At 38.3% G+C, this 20,350-nt stretch carries 16 protein-coding genes; 12 read left to right on the top strand and 4 right to left on the bottom strand.

Annotation, left to right across the window (positions count from 1 at the left end):
• Window positions 1–271: 271 nt before the first annotated feature.
• The 3 genes from BW724_RS19450 to BW724_RS19440 all read right to left on the bottom strand — a co-directional run bounded on the left by BW724_RS19450 (window position 272) and on the right by BW724_RS19440 (window position 4,062).
• Window positions 272–1,000, bottom strand: coding sequence for a lysoplasmalogenase (locus tag BW724_RS19450; protein WP_140355019.1), 729 nt, complete (start codon window positions 998–1,000; stop codon window positions 272–274).
• A gap of 405 nt (window positions 1,001–1,405) precedes the next feature.
• Window positions 1,406–1,918 carry a CBO0543 family protein gene (locus BW724_RS19445; RefSeq protein ID WP_088076781.1) on the bottom strand — a complete coding sequence of 171 codons (513 nt, stop codon included), beginning with the start codon at window positions 1,916–1,918 and terminating at the stop codon, window positions 1,406–1,408.
• Between the two features lie 542 nt (window positions 1,919–2,460).
• Window positions 2,461–4,062, bottom strand: a complete 1,602-nt coding sequence (locus BW724_RS19440) for an LPXTG cell wall anchor domain-containing protein (RefSeq protein WP_088076780.1) — start codon at window positions 4,060–4,062, stop codon at window positions 2,461–2,463.
• 639 nt (window positions 4,063–4,701) lie between these two features.
• On the opposite strand from BW724_RS19440, the gene BW724_RS19435 reads away from it, so the two are divergent.
• The 11 genes from BW724_RS19435 to BW724_RS19385 all read left to right on the top strand — a co-directional run bounded on the left by BW724_RS19435 (window position 4,702) and on the right by BW724_RS19385 (window position 16,059).
• On the top strand, window positions 4,702–6,426 hold the full coding sequence (locus BW724_RS19435; protein WP_235849023.1) for a CocE/NonD family hydrolase: 1,725 nt from the start codon (window positions 4,702–4,704) through the stop codon (window positions 6,424–6,426).
• Window positions 6,427–6,869: 443 nt separating this feature from the next.
• Complete coding sequence (locus BW724_RS19430; protein ID WP_088076779.1) at window positions 6,870–7,187, top strand: antibiotic biosynthesis monooxygenase family protein; 318 nt, start codon at window positions 6,870–6,872, stop codon at window positions 7,185–7,187.
• A 151-nt stretch (window positions 7,188–7,338) separates the two neighbouring features.
• Window positions 7,339–7,674, top strand: a complete 336-nt coding sequence (locus BW724_RS19425; protein WP_088076778.1) for a CHY zinc finger protein — start codon at window positions 7,339–7,341, stop codon at window positions 7,672–7,674.
• A 65-nt stretch (window positions 7,675–7,739) separates the two neighbouring features.
• Window positions 7,740–7,871 (top strand): hypothetical protein, encoded by a 132-nt coding sequence (locus BW724_RS24335; RefSeq protein ID WP_268876162.1) that lies wholly within the window; start codon window positions 7,740–7,742, stop codon window positions 7,869–7,871.
• Window positions 7,872–8,260: 389 nt separating this feature from the next.
• A complete protein-coding gene (locus tag BW724_RS19415) occupies window positions 8,261–8,974 on the top strand; it encodes a hypothetical protein (RefSeq protein WP_088076776.1) in 714 nt (237 codons plus the stop codon).
• Window position 8,975: 1 nt separating this feature from the next.
• A complete protein-coding gene (locus BW724_RS19410; RefSeq protein ID WP_088076775.1) occupies window positions 8,976–10,154 on the top strand; it encodes a hypothetical protein in 1,179 nt (392 codons plus the stop codon).
• A gap of 16 nt (window positions 10,155–10,170) precedes the next feature.
• A complete protein-coding gene (locus BW724_RS19405) occupies window positions 10,171–10,947 on the top strand; it encodes a hypothetical protein (protein ID WP_088076774.1) in 777 nt (258 codons plus the stop codon).
• Window positions 10,948–11,512: 565 nt separating this feature from the next.
• Window positions 11,513–11,692, top strand: a complete 180-nt coding sequence (locus BW724_RS19400) for a hypothetical protein (RefSeq protein ID WP_088076773.1) — start codon at window positions 11,513–11,515, stop codon at window positions 11,690–11,692.
• A gap of 28 nt (window positions 11,693–11,720) precedes the next feature.
• Window positions 11,721–12,683: a haloacid dehalogenase-like hydrolase gene (locus BW724_RS19395; RefSeq protein WP_088076772.1), complete on the top strand. Its 963-nt coding sequence runs from the start codon at window positions 11,721–11,723 to the stop codon at window positions 12,681–12,683.
• Window positions 12,684–13,158: 475 nt separating this feature from the next.
• On the top strand, window positions 13,159–14,448 hold the full coding sequence (locus tag BW724_RS19390) for a cytochrome P450 (RefSeq protein ID WP_235849022.1): 1,290 nt from the start codon (window positions 13,159–13,161) through the stop codon (window positions 14,446–14,448).
• Between the two features lie 429 nt (window positions 14,449–14,877).
• Complete coding sequence (locus BW724_RS19385) at window positions 14,878–16,059, top strand: acetyl-CoA C-acetyltransferase (protein WP_088076771.1); 1,182 nt, start codon at window positions 14,878–14,880, stop codon at window positions 16,057–16,059.
• 397 nt (window positions 16,060–16,456) lie between these two features.
• Here BW724_RS19385 and BW724_RS19380 read toward each other — a convergent pair whose 3' ends face one another.
• The gene (locus BW724_RS19380; RefSeq protein ID WP_088073754.1) at window positions 16,457–18,130 is read right to left on the bottom strand and encodes a transposase; all 1,674 of its coding nucleotides are present in this window, start codon (window positions 18,128–18,130) and stop codon (window positions 16,457–16,459) included.
• Between the two features lie 454 nt (window positions 18,131–18,584).
• Between BW724_RS19380 and BW724_RS19375 the strand changes: the two genes are divergently transcribed.
• Entirely contained in the window at window positions 18,585–20,315 is a 1,731-nt protein-coding gene (locus BW724_RS19375; RefSeq protein WP_088076770.1) for a CocE/NonD family hydrolase, read from the top strand.
• Window positions 20,316–20,350: the final 35 nt, after the last annotated feature.

The following is a 20,350-nucleotide window of genomic DNA, read 5'->3' as shown; positions in this document are numbered from 1 at the left end:
AAATTAATCAAGTGGAATGCTCAGGGCGTGAACGGAGGTAAACGGAGGGACGGTTCTTGCGTTCACGGTGGGTGTGGTTGGTTGGCTGGTTGGATTGCGAATTTTGTCGAATCCCCTTTATATGCGGATTATTTGCCCGATTCACAAACTTTTTGCCCGTTTCACACACAAATTTACCCGTTTCACACACATTTTTACCCGTTTCACAATTTCACATGTGTAAATTGAAACGACGCAGCGTTGGTCGTGAACGCAAGAACCGTCCCCGTGTTCAAAACTTTTTGAGGCTATGGGCAATTAGGAATTGAGCTGCGTAGTATGTTGTCATAATCAAAATGCTAGAATGATTGATATTGGAAACAAACATATTCCATGCAAGAATCGAGTCGGAAGCAACAAACAAAATACTACCGATAGCGGCCCACTTATTTTTTGTCATCAAAGCAAACCAAAGCATGAGAGAAATGATAAGTGTATAAGCTGCAACAGGGACGATGAGTTCAGTATCTCCAGAGAGGCTCAAGGCAGAAATAAGCTCACTTCCGATGAGGAAAGAGTAGACGCCAATGGGGAGGATCGTGAGCATACGAATCTTTGAAAACTCCCATTTGGTGATGAAAGCGGCGATGTAAAAAACATGTCCTGTAAGAAAAGCAGCAAGTCCAATGACGAACCAACCCTCTAGAAGTCCATCTCCTAACATGCAAAAAATAAGGCCAATAAGTACTAACCAAAGGATAGGTTTTGCCTGAAGCTTGGTGTTTTTGTCTTTTGTGTTAGGAGCGGTGTCGGCGGTGATGTCGCTAGTGAGGTCGGTGATCTCGTTGTTGTTGCTGTTGTTTTTGTTTGGTGACGGGAATTGTTGATAAGCATAAAGGATAATTAAAAGCATGGGTATAATCTTGAAGGTTACTTTCAGCGCGGTGGGGTCATTAGGAATGAAAAAAATATAAAGGACACTCATGACTAAAGTGACGATAGGCAACCCGTATTGTTTCATTAAAAACAACTCCTTCGTAATTCGTACTGCTTATATTTACTATATAACAGTTTGTTATATATAAGAAGTAAAAAAACGCAGGGACGGTTCTTGCGTTCACAATGTGTGTATGTGGTTGGTCGGCTGGTGATTTTTGTCGAATTCCCTTTATATGCTGATTATTTACCCGATTCACAAACTTTTTGCCCGATTCACAAACGGTTTTAACCGTTTCACACATATATTTGCCCGTTTCACAACTTCACATGTGTAAATTGAAACGACGCAGGGTTGTGAACACAAGAACCGTCCCTGCGTTTAGCTTTTATGTTTGGATAGGTAGATCCACATTGATATGTATGTTGCTAGTAATAGTATTAGAAAGGTAGGTGTTGAAAAATTGTCAGTTATCATAAAAATCACCTTCTATTTTAGACTGTTGAGTGGTGGGTGAAACATCATTAATAGGATTGCAATGACTGGTACGGATACGACAAGTGCCATTAATGGCCGTTTGAAATGGAGTCTCACCATCGTAAATAGAATGATGTTAAAGACAGTGGACCATAAAGGATTCCAACCATTGTCGTATAGGAACATGTCTTTTTTATAAAAAAGGTATTCAAGAAATGAAAAGTAAGCAATCCATATACCTATATATAAATATTGTTTTGCCCCGTTCGGATAGTATCTCAAATAAATCATAATAACGATAGGTACGATAAAAAAGGTAAATGCTAGGTCGATGAACGTGTGGTTTAACCAGTCAGTTGTGATGGCATTATATTTCCAGAGCGTGTGATTGTAAAAAAGGAAATTGTATAACAAGTTGCAGATGATAAAGTACTGAACGGTGGGGTAATAGTCTTTCCAGTTCTTCCAATCAACGAAATAATAGGCGAATCCGACATAAACAAGCAAAACTAATAATAGATACATAAGAACTTTCTCTCCAATAGTTTTTATATAGTTTTGCCTATTGTGTGAAGGGATAAACATGGGAAGTGAGTGAGGTGGTGGGGTGAACATGGGGACGGTTCTGTTGTTCACGATACATTGTGAACGGTGGGGGGGACCGTGCCTCTGATTTTGGACAGGACCTTTGTTTGTGAATTTGTGAAACGTGAGAAAAATTTTGTGAAATGATACAACTTTGGGCAAAAACGGTAAAAAAAGTTTGTGAAACGTTATAAAATAAGCGAAATAAATAGAATTCGACAAAATCCAGTGCGCCGTGAACGCAAGAACCGTCCCTGCGTTTCCCCGCGTTTCCGAAAAAACGTGTGTGGACCGAAGGGGGAGGGGGAATTTGCGTGTTTGGGGAAACTAAAGCATACATATTCTTCCACTCAAAAAGCCCAGTTAGTCTGATTCTCATCTGACTAACTGGGCCTATTACTTTCAGTATGCTCCGCTAATGCAAAACATATTAAAATTTCGTGGTTCTTCAGTTTGTGTGAACGGAAGAACCGTCCCTGCGTTTACGAAAGTACGTAAGGGCGCTGACGGCGTTTGACTGTCTTAGGTAGAAAGAATACCACACCACCCACAAGGATAAGAATGGATCCAATAAGTAATTGATTATATGAATTTGTTGCAGTGTTTGGTAGCGTTGAATCACCATTGTCATTATTATTAGAGCCTGAGTTAACAGGAGTGGCAGCTTCATTTGTTGAACCGCTAGATCCGCTTGAACCGCTTTCCTCATTAGTTCCTGTTTCCCCTGTCTCTGTATCGTCTTCCTCATCTACAGCTGGATCTTCTTCTGGCTGATTGCCAGCTGAATCGTCACCATCCCCAGACGGATTCTCCTCATTCTCTTCATTATCTCCATTATCTTCAGGGTTTTCTGGTTCTGTCCAGTCGCCAAGGGTTAATACGCCTTCCTCAGCAAGGCCGAAAATACCTGGATGATATAGACTACCATAGACCATTCCACCAAAAAATATAACGAGCTCATCCTCATCAAACATAGACTCATCTATATAATCATAATATTCGCCTGCCCAGTAAAATCCAGTGTAACTCTGGCCATTTTGATTCTCGTCGTACCAATATCCATCTTGATAATAATGGTATTTTAAGTTTGTAATCTCTTGATCGGATACTAATAACGACTCGACTAAGATTGGTTCATCGAATGAATGAATGGTTTCAGTCCCTTCTGTAATAGTCAGTTGGAAAGTAGCCTTTGTTTTCTCCATCTCGGAAACCCCGGATTCAAGAAATTTTTTAGTAATGAGAACATCCTCGTCCCCGCTAAAAATAGAGCTAGGAATAATTAAGGACAAGTGAAACCATGAATCCAATTCCTCTTCTAGTAAATCGTCGTCATAAAACACTTCCTCACCTAACATAAGGATTAAATAAGAATCTGTTTCTACCATGTTAGCCATATCATCTGCACTGACGAAAAGAGATTCATATACCTTATAATCCTCATCATTCATAAGATTGTCCAAGTTTACTAGCACCAATGTCCTTGCATCGAGGGATAACGGTTGAGCAAAGCTAATAGTAGAATCGTTCAATTCAATTGTAGTTGGTATAACTCTATCTTCAAAGTAATACTCATCATACTCATCTTCCTCTTCCTCATTAGTTCCTTCATCATTACCGTTTTCCTCGATATCACTATCTTCTTCCACGGTTAAACCATCGTCCTCTGTCGAAGGAGGAGTTTCACCGTTGTTTTCGCTGCTGCCGTCTCCATCTTCTCCAGTCTCAGAATCTGTTAAACTATCATTTTCAACATCAGTAGAATCCTCGGCTTGATCCTCATTTTGAGATTCCTCATCAATTGGATCTTCCTCAGGTGCTTCTTGTTCATCTGCTACTTCATCACCTGAAACTTCTTCCTCTACAACTTCTTCAGCATTTTCCTCTGAAGTTGGGAGATCATCTAGAGACTCCGATTCTTCATTTTCTGTTTCATGATCTTCCTCACTAGTAATCTCTTCATTGTTGACAATAATGTCCTCTGCGCTAGTCTTGGTTGGAATGAATAGTGTGCTTAATAGTGGAGAAACGACAAGAGCACTTGCCATCATGAATGAAACTATCTTTTTTCTGACCACTTTCACAATCCATACTCCCTTTCCCTATTTCGATTAAATGTTTGAATTAGTACCAAATTCATTTTTTTATGGTTCTGTAAAAATTGATGTTGATTCTTTGTTTATGTGGTAAGTACCCAATATCGCGTTTGGTACAGTAGTCACAAGAAATCAACCGTGCAAAAATGTAACACGATTCTCCTTTAACAGTGCCTAGTAAAAATACAAAATATGGTACTAAGTAGATATTATAGCTGTAAATCTATGGTTGTCATTATGGGAATTCACTTTTTTTCAAATTTCGTGAAAAAGTCACAAACGTATACTAGGTTACCACTGTATGAATAGGGAATTTTTACTATGGTAAAAAGTGGTAGTAGGTATATGGAGGTAGACCTCTTGTCCTGGTTATGGTTGATGTACGTGACAGGTGTATAACGAGAGTGGGGGGAGGATTTTAGAGCTTGTGTTACAGCGAAAACGGAAGAACCGTCCCTGCGTTCACTGGTTGCTTTGTATTTGGAAGTCGATGTATGCTTGAAGGAAGTGAGAGGTGCGCCACTAAATTATTAATTTGACAGGGGGCGCATAAGTTTCATAGTTTTCCAAGTAACATTAACGTAGTCGATCGTTCTCACAATCCATTTGAGGGAGGAATCTATTTTAATGGTAATGGCTGAATCAAACAAGTATGAAGTTCAGGTGACGAGAGATGTGAAAGTTCCGATGCGAGATGGTGTGTTGTTGTCTGCTGATATTTATCGTCCGAAAGGGGAGGAGGCATTCCCGAGCATTATCGTTCGTACCCCGTATGGGAAAACGTCTGATGTGATCCATAATAATGGCTGCTTTTTTGCCGAAAATGGCTATTCAGTTATGTACATGGATGTCAGGGGGCGCGGGGATTCGGATGGTGTATTTGTCCCTTATCGAAATGATGGGATTGACGGCTACGATGCCATCGAGTGGATGGCTGCACAGCCGTGGTCAACAGGCAAGGTGGGAACACTTGGTGGCTCCTACTTGGGGAGGATCCAGTGGCTGACTGCATTGACACACCCTCCTTCGTTAAAAACAATGGTCCCGTTGGTTACGCCGTCTGATCCTTTCGTTGAATGGCCGACTGGGCTTCCGAATACGCAACACATTTGCTGGACGTACATGACCAGTGGGCGGGTGATGCAAAATGTGGATGTTGTGAACTGGAATGAGGTTTATGAGCACTTACCTTTTATTGATATGGATGAAAAAGCAGGCCGCCGCTCTGAACAATGGCGGGAAGAAATTAGTCATCCTTATTTAGATGAGTGGTGGAAGCATATTTGTTATCAAGACAAGTTTGATCAGATCGACCTACCAGTTTTACATATATCAGGCTGGTACGATGATGAGCAAATTGGTACGCCCCTAAACTTTATTGGTATGACGAGAGGGAACGGGAAGGGTAACGGTGAAGACTACAAGGAAAGGGATGCCCGTCCTTATCAAAGGCTATTAATGGGTCCTTGGCCGCACCAACTGAACCGATCAACGAAAATAGGCCAGCTTGATTTTGGTCCAAGCGCGTTAATCGATATGAACCAATACCAACTGAGGTGGTTTGATCACTGGTTGAAAGGGATTGAAAATGGTGTGAATGAGGAGCCTCCAGTCGACATTTTTATTATGGGAGATAATGAGTGGCGCCAAGAGTCAAATTGGCCGTTGGCTAGGACAAAATGGACCAGTTTTTATTTTCACAGTATTGGAAAGGCAAATAGTCGTTTTGGCGATGGGGTATTGTTGGAAAAGGCGCCTTCTGGGGTCACTCCTGAAGAAGGGGCTAAGGGCAAAGCTGATTTTGACCAATACTTGTATGATCCAGCTAATCCTGTTCCATTCATTACTGAAATGGTTTCTAGTCAAATTGGTGGTCCTGACGACTATTCTTCGGTTGAAAGGCGCGATGATGTGCTTGTTTATACAACTGCTGCCCTTTCGGATGATGTGGAAGTTACGGGTCCAGTGAAGGCTGAGTTGTTTGGTTCTACAGATGCACTAGATACTGATTTTATGGTAAAACTCATTGATGTTTGGCCAAATGGGTATGCCCAAAGGTTAACGGACGGTATGGTTAGAGGGCGATTCCGTAATGGAATGGATTCACCGGAGCTTTTAGAACCGGGGAAAATATATAAGTTTGAGGTGGATTGCTGGAACACTGCGCATGTTTTTAAAAAAGGTCATAAAATCCGGGTCGAAGTGGCGTCTAGCGCCTTTCCTAAATATGATCGTAACTTAAACACGGGGGCAGAGCTTGGGGTAACCACTGAGATGAAGGTAGCCAATCAAACAATTTATCATGATGAGATGCACCCTTCTTCTATTATATTGCCGATTATTCCACGGTAATGGTCGATGGTGGTCGATGGGGACGGTTCTCATTCGCCAAATCAGTCATTATTGTAATAGTAGATAGTAGCTGAAAAAGGCCACGATAGTCTGAAATGTATGCCATCTGACTATCTTGCCTTTTTCTATTTTGGTAGGAATGTGTAGAGCGTGGGCGTCGTTTTTGTGTTTTTGTTTTTGTAAACGGGAGAACCGTCCCCGCGTTTATTTGTAACGCTTATACGGTAGAATCGCACCTCTGATTTTGGTCTGGACCCTTGTTTGTGAATTTGTGAAACGTGATAAAAAGACTGTGAAACGATATAAAAATGGGCGGGAACGTGACAAAAACTTTGTGAAACGATATAAAGAAGTGGAATAAATAGAATTCGACAAAATCCGGCACCGTGAACGCAAGAATCGTCCCTGCGTTTACTATAAAAATAGAATGGAGATGTTCAAATATGTTTGTACAATTAAGAAAAGTAACAGTAACTGAGGGAAGCTCAGATAAAGTGGTAGAGCGATTTAGCAAACCGGGAATAATAGAAGAGCAAGAGGGCTTTGTAGATTTATCGATCCTGGTCAAAAAAGTAAAGCGTGGGGAGGAAGAAGTAGTCATCTTAATTAAGTGGGAATCAGAGGACTACTGGAAACAGTGGGAAAAAAGTGATGCGCATATTGCGACACACAAAGCTAACCGTGGAAAGCCGAAACCGGAGCATATATTAAACATGGAAGTGGATCATTACGAAGTTGTAGGTGTTAAAAAAGCAAAGTAGAAAAGATATAATTGTGTGGTCGGGGCGTTTAAGGCGTGTGTGGGTAGTCTGTCTATGGGTAGGCGGGCAACAGGTGGTCGATGTGATCAGTAACAAAGCGAGGTTTCATAGTGAGCGGGGAGGTAACCTTTTAATAAAGGTGGTATCTAGTATGCAAATTAACGGAGTAAATGTTAGAGGTGTTCGAGTAGACGAAAAAACAAGGTGCGCTCATTATAATACGGATAGGGACATCATCGCTATAAAGTTTAAATGCTGTCATACTTATTATCCTTGTCACCTCTGTCACGAGGAGATGGCAGATCACCCGGCGATTCAATGGGGAATGGACGAAAGGGATCAGGTTGCTATTCTTTGCGGAGGGTGTGGAACAGAATTAACGATCAACGAATATATGGATAGCAGATCTGGTTCTGCCTCTGCCTGTCCAAACTGCCATGCCAGCTTTAATGAGGGGTGCCGAAATCATTATCATTTGTATTTTTGAATAGTGATGTATTGACTGGGGAGACGACTGATGATGGAGTTGATTCTGGTTGGTGGAGGAGCGAGGTGAGAGCGGTACTGATTGGTGGAGCTGTTGCTGTTGCTAGTGCTGGTACGCATTTGAAGTGCAGTTCTCGCTGGAAGGTTGATATGAACTTGAACAAAATGAACGAAATCGAGAGAAATGAACGAAATTGAAAGAAATAGGACTGCTCGCTCTCATTCATGGAAGGAATAAGATAGGACGGCTCTCATTCGCCGAATTTGTAATCTATGTTACAGGTTCGCTGGGGGGGGTCTTTTTTTTGTGTGTATAACGATGGCTTACTGAAAAGATTTTCCCCTAATACAATGGATAACTATATTTTACAATTTATGAATAAAAAACAAACATTTTGATAAAATACGCCAAATATTAACAATATTTGTTAAAATGTTGATATGGTTATTATAGTTTTAAAATTCTTTGATTAAGGCTAAAAATCTATCAAGTGTAAGGGGTATCTGAATTGGATTATTGGGTACAAGGAGATTAAGTGGTATGAAAAAATCATTTCTGTTAATTTAACGGAATAGGAGAGATCATGATGAATTCCATTCAATTGAAAAGAAGATTTATTGAGACTACACAAGATCCTGTTTTAGATTATGTAGTAAAGTTACCAAATGGAGAAATCGGTGAGGCTGCTACACCTTTTTATTTGTGTGATTTAATTTTCCACAATGATTACACAGATTGTGAGGATCCTGCGACTTGGTTCATGCTGATTATGGATTATTTGAGGAACATGGCTTTATCTTCATCGATGGATCAACAAAGGGTCACTGTTTATGATGCGAAAGGAATTTTCTATGATGGTTTACTTTCTAATCAAAATAGTCTAGAGAGTGGGTCTGAGGATTTGAATTTTATAAATCGTGACAACCCAATCATATTGGACGGATATGACCCATACACTGCCATTGCTAGTTTAATAAAACATGGTTATATTCAATTGTGGGAAAAATATCCTATCTTCTCAGAAGAGAGAAAAGTTAGTGGTTGTAATAACTGCTCATTTAATATGGAATTAGAGGGGACACTTTTCTGCAAAGCATGGGATTACAAGAATGCCCAGTGGGAATGGGAGAAACCATGTTTTTGGTTAACCAATGGTGAAAAAATGAAGGAGTATCATTTTGTAGATCCAAAAAACATTAAAATTGATATGTCTCATAGAGATGCGTACAAACCAGTTAATGAAAGACTGGATCATAGGTTTAGTAACAAGATAATCGTTTTTCAAGATAGGGAGAATTAAGATGAACCTAGCTAAAGAATATATAAGAGAGGCTAGTAACAAAAAGAATAATTATGGTAATAAAAAACAAAAATTGAATTTTATTATAAAACCTACTGAAACGAAACACAGAATTCAATCTAAAGGCGATTATGTCATTGCATTAACTAAAGAGAAAATTGAAGAACTTAAGATTAAAAACATGGCTGTTATTGAGGTAATTAGTGAGCTTAAAAAAGGGAAGAAGTCAGACAAGAGTAATATAAAAGATATTCGAATTCACTGCAGTATCATCGAAGATAGTAATATAGATACTAATGTTGATATAAAACATACAGAAGGTAAGGACATAGAATTAGTTCCAATTTTGGTAGATCAAAATATAAGGAATTCACTGGGGGTTAGTGAATTTAGAGATAAAGTTAAAAGTGAATTGGATTTAGGTTCAATACACAGTATAAATATTTACCCATTAAAAATAGCTTTATTTGATAAAATAAAGAACCGCTTATCTTATATCTTTGGAAGGAGGTACTTGATATTAAGAGTTCAAAAATCCGATGTGAACGATTTAGAAAAACAAATTTGTAGAATTGATGATGAAGCAATTGAAATTCTTGGAACCCACTCAGGAAGTAAAGTTGTAGTAGAGAGCACCATTAAAATAAAAGAGCATTATTTTAATAAATATAATTATTACAAAGCTAAAAGAGGAATATTACCATGGATTTTAGAAAAGATTTATTACTATAAATTAAACAAAAATAAAGATAATAACAAGTATATCTTTGTTAATAAATCAATAAAGACATATACATTACATGATAGTATTATAGCTAGGAGAAAAGAAGCTTATAAAAAACAAGATCTCAATGAAGGAATGAATGTAAGATTCCCTGATCCAGATCAATTACTTAATGTAGAACCAGATATTCATCCAATATATATGGACAAACATGACAGAGAACAATTAGGCGTTTCTAGTCTAGATGTTGTTAAGGTTAAAAGAAGTCTAAGTGATTTGTTTTTTAAAGAAATGCGTGATTTTGGAGTGTTATTTTCTATTACATTCTTAACAACTGTCTTGACCTTGTTTCAGGTATTTCCTGGGATGAGCAGCTTGATTATAATAGCACCTATTGTTTCAATTGTTTTCTCAGTTTTGATGATAATGTTGAATATTAGGGCTCGAATAAAATAAGGAGTAGAAAATATATATGGAAATGAATGAACAATATAATAGGGCAATAACATACCCTTATATGCAAAAGTCAAACTCATTTATTTACTATGACGATACCACTCTAAATATTGATAGGAAACTTCTAATCGAGATTGGAAGTGAAAAAGCACATATTAATGAATTTTTGCGAAAACAAGGATATCCAAATTTTTCACAGAAAAATTATACACCAGTTTTGGCAATTGGTTCCAACGGTGCTCCGGAGCAATTAGCAAGAAAGTTTAAAGATAAAGAGAATACTATCATTCCAGTTATAAAAGCTAAACTATATGATTTCGATGTCGTTTATTCGGCACACATAACAAGTTATGGAGCAGCTCCAGCAACTCTTCAAGTTAGTCAGGGGACAAAAGTAGATTTAAAGGTAACCTATTTAACAAATGAGTTGTTAGAAATAATGAATAAAACTGAATCAGTTGGAGTTAATTATGATCTTGTCAATTTAAAAAATGTAAAGGTAGAATTTGAAAATGGACATGTATTGTCAACTGTTTATTGTTACATTTCAAATCACGGTTGTTTAACTATAAATAATGAGTGTATACCATTAACAGCGACTCGTGCTGATAATAGAAAATATGAGTCTATGACTACGCAGGACGTTCTTAAAAAGATCAATCAAGTTCATGGGGAAGGTTTGGGATTTAAGCATTTTATACATAAATTGATTGTCGATAAAGATTTTCGTGATAGTATAACAGATAAAATGAAGAAAAGTAATTCAACACATTTTGAGTTTAAAAATATATAACCAATCTAGTAAATAGTGAGATATTTATAGTTTTGCTAATATGTACTATTATTACAACAACCAGAAAATGCGAAACTGCACGGTCCTAAGGGGGAAATAATTTAAGGGATATAACACTGGAAGTCAGATCTGTCGTTGAAGAAGCTATAAAATATGTAGCTCATTCATTTGTATCAAAACGTCTGAAGTTAGAAAAGGACATTGGAAGTGGACATTTCAATTGTTTTTCCGCAAAGCATTATCCTCCATCGCTAATTCATTATCAGTCTGATGAATTAATATTACATAATTATCAGACAATGAATGCTGTACGGATATTCCTTAATGAAGCGGTAAAAGAGGACAATGAGTTTTGTAATACTATGGGGAGGGATGACTTAGATTTTGAAGAGGAAGAGTAGACTGCCTCTGGTCTTAATAGATTATTCGGAGAAGTTGCATTAGCACAGGGGCAGGTGTTTAAAATACAAGAATATAATGAAGAAACTGCTAATGTTTTGTAGTAATCTTGCATTGCTATAGGATTTATGAAAATATTCGTGGCCAGGGTTATGGTAAGCAGATCATGTTAGAATGGAGGACTATTGACAGAGTCGTTTTAGATGAAGAAGGTAACCTGGATGAGCTTGTAACAACTGCAAAAAATGATCAACTGTTGAAGTTTTATGAGCCTTTAGGTTATGCGAAGACTATTGATAGTACGAATGATATTTATCTTGTAAAAGAGCTTTGCGTTTTCTCTTAAATTAAAATAAAACGAGGTGGAGAAAACTATGGGAAAAGCATTTGATCAGAATATTATCGCTCTAATATGGGACTTTGATAAAACATTAGCAAAGGATTATATGCAGAAACCAATTTTTAATAAATATAATATTAATGAAAAAGAATTCTGGGAAGAAAACAATAGTTTGATAGGGAAATATCAGGAAAAAGGGATTAGAATTAATAAAGACACTGTATATTTAAATCATTTTCTTACATGTGTTGAGCAAGGGATTTTTCCTAACTTAAATAATCAAATGTTAAGAAACTTAGGTAAGGAAATTCAATTTTATGAGGGATTACCTTCTTTTTTTAGTAGAGTCAAATCTATGATTGAAAATGATGAAAAGTATAAAAAATATCACATAACAGTTGAACATTATATAGTGAGTACAGGATTGGTTGAAATGATAAAGGGATCTAAAATAATAGATTTTGTTGATGATGTCTGGGGATGTGAATTTATCGAAGAACCAATTAAATCTAATTTAGTTGTTAAAGAATATGATAATTCGGCTAAAACTAAAGTCAGAGAAATTAAACAAGTTGCTTATGCATTAGATAATACATCGAAAACAAAAGCATTGTTTGAAATAAACAAGGGGGCAAATAAACATAAAGATATTGATGTGAATGTTACATTGCCACACAACTCTCGAAGAATTCCATTTGAAAACATGATATATATCGCTGACGGACCTAGTGATGTACCGGCATTTTCAATCGTGAAAAAGAATAAAGGTAAAACATTCGCAGTATATCCAAAAGGTGAAGTTGCTTTTATGAAACAAGTAGAAAACTTAAGAGAGGAAAATAGAATTGATATGTACGGCGAAGCGGATTATAGAGAAGGTACTCTAACATATCATTGGATAACAGAAAAGGTTAGGAGCATAGCAGATAAAATTTACGTTGAGAGAGAAGATACTATAAAACGTAATTTATCAACTGTTCCCGGGCATATAATATAAGTAAATTTGAGACAATATAGTCTTTTCATTATGTAGAGAGGTAGGAAACATTGTTGTCGGTCAATTTAGTTGAATGGAAAAAATAGAGGCAGACCTTTCTTCGCTTTGGGAATAAGGTCTGCCTCTGTTTGTGAATATGGGACAAAAACGGGCGGGAACGTGAAAAAAAGATTGTGAAACGATACAAAAAAGCGAAATAAATAGAATTCGACAAAATTCATGTAATCGTGAACGCGAGAACCGTCCCCGCGTTTCCGACCTAGTTGATGAAAGTGATAAGCACTTTTACTAATGTATGACGGTTGTAAGTACTGATAAGGCATAATAAACTAAAATTGACACATTATTATTGCTCAATTCTGAAATTTTGCACATACAGTTTTTATAAAACGCTTACATTTTTCGTGTTGGCACTTGATTGCAATGGTTTGGTTCAGAAGGCGAAAGTAATGATAAAGGAGATGACACATCAAATATGAATAATCAAAGTGATGGTGGCAATCCACTCGATAAGGGCAGTGAAATGAAGTGCCCATTTAGTGAAGGAAATAACGATATGTTTTTGCAACCAGAAAGTAAGGAGCAAAATTTATCAAGTGATTTTGACCCAGTAAAAAAGGAAACATTCGCGAGTGCACATGAAGAATACAAAGAGTTAAGACAAAAATGTCCTGTGGCATATAGTGAAGCATATGATGGATTTTGGGCACTTTTTAAGTATCAAGATATCGTAAGCGTGTTAAAAGAGCCAGCAACATTTGTGACTTCTGTACAAAATGTCGTTCCTAAAGTGTCTACAACAGGAAGGAGACCTCCTCTACATTTAGATCCACCAGAACACACTCCATATCGAAGGACTCTAGACCCGTTTTTTACAGATGAAAAAATGTCTCAAATTGAACCGTTAGTTAGGGAAACGACAGTTCAGTTATTGCAAGATTATATTGATGCTGGTGGAGGTGACATTTGCACTAACTTTTCTCATCACTTACCAGGTTACGTTTTTGCAAAGTTTTTTAATTTGCCAACGGAATTATCAATGGAAATTCGTGAAGTAACGAAGCTCTATGTACAAGCGCTGAATAAGGTAGATAAGCCAGCAATCCAGCAAAAGAGCTTAGAGCTTTATGATATTGCCAGAACCATCATACAGATGAGGAAAGACAATCCACTTGATCCTACGGAAGACGTGACTAGTGCGTTTTTGGCCAAAACTTATAAAGGGGAGCCTTTACCTGATGAATTGGTCCTGGGGACGATTAGACAATTAATCGTAGTTGGAATGATTGCGCCTGTTGTATTTATTGGGAGTATGTCCGTGCACCTTGCTCAAAATCCAAAAATTCAGGACCAGTTGCGAAAAGACCCTTCTTTAATTCCGGCAGCGATTGAAGAATATTTACGATTATTTACTCCGTATCGAGGTTTTGCCCGCACACCTAACAAAGATGTGGAGTTAGGGGGCCGTAAAATAAAACAAGATGAACCAATCGCTGTGGTGTTTGCATCGGCCAATAGGGATGAAGAGGTTTTCCCTAACGGAGATAAATTCATCTTAAATCGTCCAAATATCAAAGATCATATCGCATTTGGAATGGGACCACACCAATGTCCAGGTGCGCCACTTGCACGGCTAATGCTAAGAATTACACTGAAAGAACTTCTTGAGCGGACAAAAAACATAGAGCTTGCTGGTGAAGTGAAAATGACACCATTTCCAGAGTGGGGACCTGTGTCTGTCCCACTAAAGGTAGAGAAAGTTTGATGTAAATGGGAAGTGGTCACGCAGTGAAGGTTAGAAATATTGGGGTATGAACTGTGCCACTGATATAGAAGCTGATCTTACTCAATGAAATATTACTAATATCACAACTTACAAGCGACCAGTATCTATTAGTCGCTTGTTTTTATTGTAATCGGGTGAGCGGGAGACATGAGCCTCCTAGCTGGGATACCCTAATCGTAATGAAGTATTCCTTCAGTGAAAACTAATAATGATAGCTTTTTTCCTACATCATGATTGTGATGTTATCGAATCTATCAATTTATAATTAATGTAAGAAGTGAGCTTTCCTAAATAAATGAATCAGCTACAACGACATCTGCTTCAATCGACGATCATGTTTTTTTAACAGCAATCATTTATTTTTGAAATAGGCTCAAATAAAAATTTATAAGAAGAGGTGGTTAGTATATGAATGCCAAAGATATTGTCTTAATAGATGGAGCGCGTACGGCTTTTGGTGAATATTGTGGATCGTTCTCAAATACTACGTCTGCTGAATTAGGGAGTTTTGCTGCTAAGGAAGCTATTAAAAGGTCTAATGTTGAAGTAGATGAAATTGACCACGTTGTGTTTGGAAATGTCATGCAATCCCATAATGACGCCCATGTTTTTGCAAGGCATGTAGGTTTAAAATCGGGGTTACCAATCGAAGTACCAGCATTAACGATCAATCGTTTATGCGGATCAGGGCTTGAGTCTATTTTAACAGGATCTCGTTTTATTCAGACAGGTGAAGCAAATGTGGTTTTATGTGGTGGAGCAGAAAATCTTACTCAAGTTCCACATGTCATCAGAGGTTTACGTGCTGGCCTGCCACTAGGTGCTGCCCCGATGGAAGACTGGTTATGGGAGTCATTTCACGATTCTGCGGCCGACTGCAAAATGGCACATACTGCTGAGAATCTGGCAAAAAAATATGAGATCACTCGTGAAGAAGTGGATGAGCATGCCTTATCGAGTCATGAAAGAGCCCTTGCTGCAATGAGTAAAGGTTATCTTTCAGAAGAGATTGTGCCTGTGGAGGTAAAGGTAGGGAGAGAACGGAAAGTAATAGATACAGATGAACACCCAAGAGAAACAAGTGTAGAAAAACTAGGTAAATTAAAGGCGCGATTTGCTGAAGATGGAGTCGTCACACCAGGAAATGCAAGTGGAATCAATGATGGTGGCGCTGCTGTGATGATTGCTTCAGGTGAATATGCCGAAAAAAGAGGATTAAAACCAATTGCGCGGTTAGTATCCCATGCTGTAGTGGGAGTGGATCCAACAATCATGGGAATAGGGCCAGTTCCCGCTATCCAAAAGGCTTTGAAACTTGCAGGAATGACAATCGGTGACCTCGATTTAGTTGAAATAAATGAGGCGTTTTCAGCTCAATATTTAGCCTGTCAGAAGGAACTAGGTTTTGACTTATCTATTGGGAATGTCAATGGTGGTGCCGTTGCATTAGGTCACCCACTTGCAGCTTCAGGGGCACGGATCACCCTGGCTTTAGCTTACGAGCTAGGGCGAAGAGGGAAAAAATATGGTGTGTCTTCTGCTTGTATTGGCGGTGGGCAAGGAATTGCTGCAATCTGGGAGCGATTATAAAAAATCACGTGTCACACCTTTCACAACTAAACTCACAATATAATTTGTATAGTAAAAAGCATGAAGAGCCGATGTGGGGGTCTTCGTGCTTTTTCTCCTATTTCTCCTATTTTCGCTTGAAGGATTGTTTTATAAGCTACTTTTTATTCATGAGTCGTCTCTAGCCAACCCAACCATAAAATAGTGGGCACTCCTCTGCTCGGAGCAATGAGGGAATCAGCCCTACAATCGGTTGAAATGATAAGGGGAGAAATGAGACTGTCGATTTATTGTAGTTTATTTCACTTCTATCCCTTATTTCACAAACTTCTTGGCTTTTATTGAGTTTTTTTCACAAAGTTTCACTATTTTAATGCTTTCTGCCCTTTTTAAGGCCTTCGATATTGTCCTAATTTACCTAATTTGGGCAGACGGGGGCCTTTATCCGATTTTCGCATTTTTTATAACGGTAAAAAGGCTTTATAGGTTCAGCTAATTTCTTCACCATTATTTTCAAGTTGATAACCATTGCCGTCAATTTAGATGTTATCCTTAATGATTCTCTCCCTCTTGTTCTTGGTTTCCTGAGTCCATGATGGTTGGCTGCTTCATTATTCGTTCTTTCCACATCGTACCGATCCCTTAATGCATCTTTTCCAACTTCAGTTAAATTATAGGATTTTCCTTGTTCCATTATTTCATAGTAATCACTGATAAAAACGGTACGACCTTTTTCATTGGTTGTACATTGTTCAAATAGTGGACAAACTTGACAAGTTTTCGCTTCGAATTTGAATTGATTCCCTTGATTTACGTTATTTCGCACTTTCTTAGAAGTCGAATACCCTTGAGGACAGATGACCTCATCCAAATTGGCATCATAAACAAACCAATCGCTTTCTAATAACCCCGTTGGATTTTTATATTTTTGTATAGGAGCTGTCATTAAAATTTTCATTCCTTGTATTTTCTGACGATTTTCACCTGTGCCATAGGCCGTATCACCTATGAGCTGTTTCGGTGCAATTCCGTAACTACCTATCATTTCTTTCACCATTGGACCAAGACGCTCTCCGTCCCACTCATTGCCTGGAATGGGTTCAATATTCAAGACTAATCCGTTCTCCCTCGACTCTAAGACTTGGATTTTATCTCCGGTAAACTTCAAGGATTTCGATTTATATCCACTCCGAATTTCTGGATCATAGGCACTTCGAATTCGATCTTTTGGTTTTTCTTTTTTTGATAATTCTTGGTACTGGGGTTGTCCCTGTTCGGCCCCTTCGTGCTTATCCTGATCAATTGATTTAGTGTTTTCCTGTAAAATTTGATAGAGAATGGCTTGAAGTTCCAAACAACGAAGTTGTTGTTTTGATTTCTTCCATGTCCAGAATATAGGTTTTACTTTTTCATTTTCTAGCCAATGTAACAGGCTATAGGCTTCCACCACCAGGCGACTAAATAATACCAATCGTCGCTTTTCAGGTATTTGATCCGAGAGTGGCTTCATAAAGCTTTTGAGTGCACAATCCTTTTGAAGATAGGTATACAGCTTTGGATATGTACGTTCGATGTGATGAATAATTTGAAGGATTCCTTGTTGGATTAAGCGATACGACCCTACTTTGGCAATGTTAGCATACGTATGAAAGGAATCAATAAGCCAACGATCATCTTCTTTCCCCCACAGCCCTTTGTCTAAAGCTTGGGAAAGAATGTGGTGGTGACACGCATCAAATAGGGCAGAACCCATGCGATCTCGATCGAGCCCTAAGGTACTATGGTCGAAACCGTTAAAAGCAACGGGCACTCCCAAAAAACGTTTTATATGTAGATGATAAAGAATGGCCACTTCCATTTCACGATCAGAGTAATTGTGATAGCGTTGAGCAAAATGAATCTTTAATTTAAGAGAAGGGGCATAAGGACGTTGTCCTTTAGAGGAATACAAGGATGCACAGAGTTCATCTGCAAAGGAAAAGTCAATCACTTGTTCTACTCGGCTCCAAAAAGGATGGGAAGGGACTGAAGAGAAAACTTCATAATCTGCGAAAGACAACTGACCAAATGTTTTATATTGAATATGAGCCATCACGATCACTCCATATATAAGATTTGTCTTAATTTTACCTTAGATATGGAGGAAAAGTGATGAGTTAATGAAAAAAGTATGTGAAATAGGGGATTATTATGAGTTAATCGACAGTCTCAAAACTCCTCTTATTTTTCAGATTAAAGGACCCTCCCTTAATATTCCTTGCGGATGGCTCGCCAACACCTCAGAAGTCACTTACCAATTCAAACACCTCTATGCTGTATGAATCTAAATTTGTTTTTTCATACATAAGGAACGTTAAATTAATTCTATGACATTAGTATAATGGACTAAATTTAATATGAATTAAATCTATCTAAATGTACTTAACAGTCGGTTACTTTGGGATAAACAATCACACCCATTTATGAAAACGTTAACATAGTCTGGAGAGTAACGTTTAACTGAATAGTATAAATCGTATGTTATTACCTTGAAGGAGGGATCTTCTTTGGCTACTTCTATTAGAATGGATAGAAATGTTTCGATACCAATGAGGGATGGAACGATATTGCGAGCGGATATATATCGACCAGATGATAAAGGGAAACACCCTGCAATTCTATCACGAACAGCTTACAATAAGGAGTTTATGGGAAACGGAGAATTTCTTAATTATGTAGAAGCTGCCCATGCAGGTTATGCAGTTATTCTACAGGACATAAGGGGAAGATTTGCTTCTGATGGGAAATGGGAACGCCTTAAAATGTTTGAGGTAGAGGGTCCTGATGGCTATGATACGGTGGAATGGATTGCTGAACAAGATTGGTGTGATGGCAATGTCGGAATGGCAGGGGGCTCTTACTTAGCAGCTATGACATGGATTACGGCGATGGAAAACCCACCGCATCTGAAGGCAATCTCTCCTTGGATCGGTGATATTGGGATGAATATGCAACCTAACCCTCGAAGTGGAACAGTCAATTTTTATACTGCAGCTAGTGCCCTCCCTTTAACGTCCCTGGATTATTTGAAAAAACTAGAGGAGCAAGGGGAAGATGTGAGTGACATGCATCAATATATTAGTAAGGTATTTGCTAATCCAGATGAAGTGATTCAATTTTTACCACTAAAAGACTTACCCCTGGCTCAATACGAACCTATCAAAGAAATGTGGGATGCCCGCTTAAACCCTACTCCGTTAGCTTTACAATATGAAAGGAAGAAGTTTGACAAAATTAAGATACCTACATTCCATATTGGTGGTTGGTTTGACCAGTTGGAGTGGGCAGTCTTTGAAAATTATCAAGGGATGACAGAAAAAGGCGGGAGCTCCCTTGCACGGGAAGGTCAATACCTACAAGTCGGACCTTGGATGCATGGGCCACCACTCGGCTTTTTAGGAGAAATGGGGTTCGGTTCTGCATCTGGTGGAGGTGGTTTGGATATTCACCAAAGAACGCTTGATTTTTTCAATAAATACTTAAGGGGCTTCGAAGTTGATATTCCTAAGGTTAGGTATTTTGTAATTGGTAGAAACGAATGGGAAGAGGCGGAACAGTGGCCTTTACCGAACATGCAATGGCAAAAGTATTACTTACACAGTAATGGGAATGCAAACACCTTGTCGGGGGACGGTTGGTTAAGTGATGAGCCGCCAGAGACAGAACCGACTGATACATTTATATATGATCCTTTACATCCTGTTCCATCCATTGGTGGGAAGTTTGTTCCAGCGCCCGGTTTTTCTCCTGGACCCTTCGATCAAACGTCTATTGAACAGCGGGAAGATGTTCTCTGTTATACATCAAAGGAACTTGATGATGACATTGAAGTAACTGGGCCAGTTTCGTTGCATTTATATGCGAAAACAACAGCTGTAGATACTGATTTTACAGCAAAACTAGTGGACGTTCAGCCAAATGGTAGAGCTTTAAACATGATTGATGGTATTCAACGAGCTAGTTTCAGAGACTGTGAGACAGAGGTGAAGCCAGTTGTACCTGGTGAAGTATATAAGTTTGTTGTTTTACTAGGGAATATTAGTGTGTTATTTCGTAAAGGACATCGTATAAGGCTAGAGGTGTCCAGTAGTAATTTCCCTTTATATGATCGAAATATGAATACAGGTAATCCAATTGGAGAAGATGCCATTGGTATGAAGGCAGAACAGACAATTTTTCATGAACAGAACTTTGCTTCTTATATAGATTTACCTATTGTCCCATCGAGTGGCAGTTGATAAATGACAAAACAAGTGAAAGCTCCATATTTAAT

It is taken from the genome of Litchfieldia alkalitelluris, assembly GCF_002153425.1.
Classification (GTDB): Bacteria; Bacillota; Bacilli; order Bacillales; family Salisediminibacteriaceae; genus Evansella; species Evansella alkalicola.
Note: the sequence above shows the minus strand (reverse complement) of the source record. Positions and strands in the feature narration are given on the sequence as shown.

Bases quoted from the DNA above. Each gene is read 5' to 3' on its own strand.
- BW724_RS19450 (WP_140355019.1), bottom strand. From the start codon at position 1,000: ATGAAACAATACGGGTTGCCTATCGTCACTTTAGTCATGAGTGTCCTT.
- BW724_RS19410 (WP_088076775.1), top strand. From the start codon at position 8,976: ATGAACCTAGCTAAAGAATATATAAGAGAGGCTAGTAACAAAAAGAAT.
- BW724_RS19385 (WP_088076771.1), top strand. From the start codon at position 14,878: ATGAATGCCAAAGATATTGTCTTAATAGATGGAGCGCGTACGGCTTTT.
- BW724_RS19430 (WP_088076779.1), top strand. From the start codon at position 6,870: ATGTTTGTACAATTAAGAAAAGTAACAGTAACTGAGGGAAGCTCAGAT.
- BW724_RS19435 (WP_235849023.1), top strand. From the start codon at position 4,702: ATGGTAATGGCTGAATCAAACAAGTATGAAGTTCAGGTGACGAGAGAT.
- BW724_RS19405 (WP_088076774.1), top strand. From the start codon at position 10,171: ATGGAAATGAATGAACAATATAATAGGGCAATAACATACCCTTATATG.
- BW724_RS19425 (WP_088076778.1), top strand. From the start codon at position 7,339: ATGCAAATTAACGGAGTAAATGTTAGAGGTGTTCGAGTAGACGAAAAA.
- BW724_RS19400 (WP_088076773.1), top strand. From the start codon at position 11,513: ATGTTAGAATGGAGGACTATTGACAGAGTCGTTTTAGATGAAGAAGGT.
- BW724_RS19390 (WP_235849022.1), top strand. From the start codon at position 13,159: ATGAATAATCAAAGTGATGGTGGCAATCCACTCGATAAGGGCAGTGAA.
- BW724_RS19395 (WP_088076772.1), top strand. From the start codon at position 11,721: ATGGGAAAAGCATTTGATCAGAATATTATCGCTCTAATATGGGACTTT.
- BW724_RS19380 (WP_088073754.1), bottom strand. From the start codon at position 18,130: ATGGCTCATATTCAATATAAAACATTTGGTCAGTTGTCTTTCGCAGAT.
- BW724_RS19445 (WP_088076781.1), bottom strand. From the start codon at position 1,918: ATGTATCTATTATTAGTTTTGCTTGTTTATGTCGGATTCGCCTATTAT.
- BW724_RS19415 (WP_088076776.1), top strand. From the start codon at position 8,261: ATGAATTCCATTCAATTGAAAAGAAGATTTATTGAGACTACACAAGAT.